The sequence below is a fragment of the Accumulibacter sp. genome (assembly GCF_029255285.1).
GTDB lineage: Bacteria > Pseudomonadota > Gammaproteobacteria > Burkholderiales > Rhodocyclaceae > Accumulibacter.
In genome coordinates this window covers 1-3,135 of the sequence record NZ_JAPUVI010000069.1, presented here as the reverse complement: position 1 = coordinate 3,135, position 3,135 = coordinate 1, and the positions used below count along the sequence as shown (strand labels likewise).

Below are 3,135 nucleotides of genomic sequence, written 5' to 3'. Positions count from 1 at the left end.
TTGTAAACGAACATCCGTTCGGCGAATTCCGCCTGCGGGCTGCCCTGCACTTCGATGTGGAGGTAGATCCAGTCTTCTGTTCCCGACAGACGGGTGACGCGGACCAGTTTGTCGACCAGGCGCTTGCCGAGTTCAGCGTCCTGCACCACGGCGCGGAGTTCCTGATCAAGGAATTCGTGGCCCGCAGACCAGTCGATGCGGGCATACGCGGCCGGGAAATAGAAGGCCATGAATTCAGGAAAGTAGTGCTCGACGGCTTCTTTCCACGGGCTGTCGCAATCGTCGATGAACTCCGGCGGGTGGCCGGAGCGGTCTGGCGGAGCAGGTTGATCGCTTTCCATCCGGGCATTCTATCTTTTTGCCTGGCGAAGCGGCGTTGCCGCGCGGCGCGGGTGGCGGAGTCGAATTCCACGCACTCGCAGCACTCGTAGGTTGGGCTGCGTCTGCGACGCCCAACAGCCCAGGCGCGCGGCCAAAGACGTGCTGTTTGCTGGGCTTCGTTCCTCAGCCCAAGCTACCAGGCTGACAGCGACGCAGCCGCCCTCCAGGCGCTTGTCTGGGCTGTCGCGATCGTCCTGGGCCCCGGACCGGATGATCACGGCGGGTTGCAGACCGCCGTCGAGTTCCAGGGGCCCGGGAGCCGCACCGTCCCGCCCGCCGCACCACATCAGCGCGCCGCCGTCAACGGGCGTCGCCGCATCCGGCGCCGCGGGGCGATGGACGAGGGTCACGCAGATCCCGTCCCTGTACTCGATCGACAGTTCGGCGCGAGCTGCGCACTCAGCGACTGCACCACCTGCAGGCCCAGCGACGACAATTGCCGCATCTCGAAGCTTTCGGGCAGGCCGACCCCGTTGTCGCTCACGGCCAACTGCCAGCCTCCCGGCACCAAAATGACCTGGCGCACATCGATGCGTCCCGGGTCGCCTCCGGGAAAGGCATGCTTGTTGGCGTCGGCGATCAGCTCGTTGCAGATCAGACCGAGTGAGATGGCGGTGTCAATAGCGAGATCGTCGCCGACAACGGGGGAGTGGATGGCGACCTGTTCAGGGAGACCATCGAACAGGCGGAGAACCTCCTGAAGAGCAAGGACCTGCCGCCCGAGGAAGCGGATCAACAGCGTGAGCGCCTGCTGGCCGGTTGCCGCTGGATTCTGGTTGACGAATATCAGGATACCGCACCCGAACAATACGAACTCACTTCGGCGCTGGCCGGCCGCACGCGGCCCGATGAGGACGGCCGCATCAACCCGTCGGCGACGATGACGACCAGAACATCTACGCCTTCAATGGCGCCTCGGTTGCGTTCATCCGTCGCTTCGAGGCCGACTATGCCGCCAGGCCGTCCTTCCTGACCGACACCTATCGCTCGACGGCCAACATCATCGAAGCCGCCAACCGGCTGATCGCCCCGGCGGCGAACCGCATGAAGCAGGCGCACCCGATCCACATCGATGCAGCGCGCAAGGGCCAGGGCGCAGGCGGGAATGAGCCGGTATCGACCCGGCCGGCTGGGGGCGCGTGCAGATATTGCCGGCCAGCGACAACGATCGGACCCAGGCCCTTGCCGTGATCACGGAATTCGAGCGCATGGCGCTTCTGGCACCGGCGTGGGACTGGCGTGCTGCGCCATCATGGCCCGCAACTGGCGGTCGCTCGACCGGGTGCGAAGCTATTGCGAACTGCGGGGCATTCCGGTGCAGCAGGCCGATGAAGACAGCAGCGGCTTCTGGCGTCTGCGCGAAACGCAGGCGATGGTCGGCTGATTGCGGGCGCGAGACAGTGCGCTGATCGACGCACCAACGATTCGCCAGTGACTGGCGATGCAGCCCGCCGCGCAGTGGTGGAGCTATCTGCGCGAGGCGCTGACCGAGTATGCGCTCGATGCCGGCGACGGCGAACTGCCGCGCGACCATTTCCTCAACTGGTTGGCCGATTGGGGCCGGGAAGCGCACCTTGGGCAGACCAGCCTGCTGCTGACCGCGCATTGGGCCAAAGGTCTCGAATTCGATCGCGTCGCGGTCCTCGATGGCGACTGGCTACGGAGCGGCGCCAATGAGGATGCGGACGCCACGCGCCGGCTGTACAACGTGGCCATGACACGTGCGCGCAAGACGCTGGTGCTGGCGCGCTTCGATCGCGGCCAAGCCTGGCTCGACGCGTTGGCGGGAAGACGGTGCACCTGTTGTCCCTCTCGTCGTCCCGCTCCTCGTCGGACTCACTGGCCTTCCCGCGTCGCCTCGCGATGCCGCTGCCAACGCCGCCACTGGAACTGGCGCGCCGCCATCGGCGACTTGACTGGCGACAGATCGACCTCGACTTTGCCGCGCGCTATCCCCCGGCCACGCCATTCACCGGGCACTTGCCGGACTGGCGGTGGGCAGCCGGAGCGCCCTTCGCCAAACATCGGCCGGCGCCTGGCGACTGTGTGATGCGCAAGGGGTAGACGTCGGCGCCCTGTCGCAGCACTTCGAACCGGAAGCCGACGTGCACGGCATCGAAGCCCGCGTCGCCGCCATTCACGTGCGCCGACCGCGAGACGAGGCGGAGGCATACAAGTCGCGGATCAACACACAAGGTGAATCGTGGGAGATGGTGGTTCCCGAACTGGTTTACGCGCCGGGCAGTTGACCAGGGTTCAGGGCCCAGGTAGTCGGGTCATTGCAAGATACTGTATCGCTCAACGAGCAAGTCTGATCTTCAAGCTGCTCGCCGTGAATTGGGGCAAGAGTGACCCTGCGGACGCGGGGGTTTGATCGCTCAACCCGCGTGGCAAAGCGAGAGGATGCCAGCCAACACTCGGAGGCGATCGAGGGACCGCCGCTGCGAACGACCGTTTATCGGCCTAAGCGGTCGTTGATGACGCCACCTAGCGACGTCCGTAGCTTGGTCTTTGCTGACATTCGGGAACACAGTCATCCGAGCCAATATACTTGGTCTGTCCCAAAATATTCACTTACCGGAGGGAAGTCTGGTCAAGGTTGTCGGTGAAAAGGGTCTCAGTCTGGCTACTGAGGTTCCCTCGGTATTTCGTCTTCCAAAGGGTGGGGTTCATGCTACCTGTTTTTCCTGATCCTGGCTGCCGAGCCACTTCTCCATGAACTGAACAGGCGACAGGTAGCCCAGGCTCGAATGC

General features: G+C 64.5%; 5 protein-coding genes and 1 pseudogene. 4 read left to right on the top strand and 2 right to left on the bottom strand.

Annotated elements, in window-relative coordinates:
- Nucleotides 1-230, bottom strand: a pseudogene (locus Q1M07_RS08635) (cytosolic protein); the annotation flags it as partial.
- Between the two features lie 497 nt (nt 231-727).
- Nucleotides 728-1,189, bottom strand: coding sequence for a sensor histidine kinase (locus Q1M07_RS08630; RefSeq protein ID WP_300453029.1), 462 nt, complete (start codon nt 1,187-1,189; stop codon nt 728-730).
- Between Q1M07_RS08630 and Q1M07_RS08625 the strand changes: the two genes are divergently transcribed.
- The 4 genes from Q1M07_RS08625 to Q1M07_RS08610 all read left to right on the top strand — a co-directional run bounded on the left by Q1M07_RS08625 (nt 1,079) and on the right by Q1M07_RS08610 (nt 2,630).
- Nucleotides 1,079-1,354 (top strand): UvrD-helicase domain-containing protein, encoded by a 276-nt coding sequence (locus Q1M07_RS08625; protein WP_300453027.1) that lies wholly within the window; start codon nt 1,079-1,081, stop codon nt 1,352-1,354. The genes Q1M07_RS08630 and Q1M07_RS08625 overlap by 111 nt on opposite strands.
- A gap of 279 nt (nt 1,355-1,633) precedes the next feature.
- A complete protein-coding gene (locus Q1M07_RS08620) occupies nt 1,634-1,765 on the top strand; it encodes a hypothetical protein (RefSeq protein ID WP_300453025.1) in 132 nt (43 codons plus the stop codon).
- A 57-nt stretch (nt 1,766-1,822) separates the two neighbouring features.
- Nucleotides 1,823-2,431, top strand: a complete 609-nt coding sequence (locus tag Q1M07_RS08615) for a 3'-5' exonuclease (RefSeq protein WP_300453023.1) — start codon at nt 1,823-1,825, stop codon at nt 2,429-2,431.
- Between the two features lie 55 nt (nt 2,432-2,486).
- Nucleotides 2,487-2,630 carry a hypothetical protein gene (locus Q1M07_RS08610; RefSeq protein ID WP_300453021.1) on the top strand — a complete coding sequence of 48 codons (144 nt, stop codon included), beginning with the start codon at nt 2,487-2,489 and terminating at the stop codon, nt 2,628-2,630.
- Nucleotides 2,631-3,135 lie beyond the last annotated feature (505 nt).

What these genes read in the sequence shown, in the direction of transcription:
- Q1M07_RS08620 (WP_300453025.1), top strand. Translation starts at nt 1,634, where the DNA reads ATGGCCCGCAACTGGCGGTCGCTCGACCGGGTGCGAAGCTATTGCGAA.
- Q1M07_RS08615 (WP_300453023.1), top strand. Translation starts at nt 1,823, where the DNA reads ATGCAGCCCGCCGCGCAGTGGTGGAGCTATCTGCGCGAGGCGCTGACC.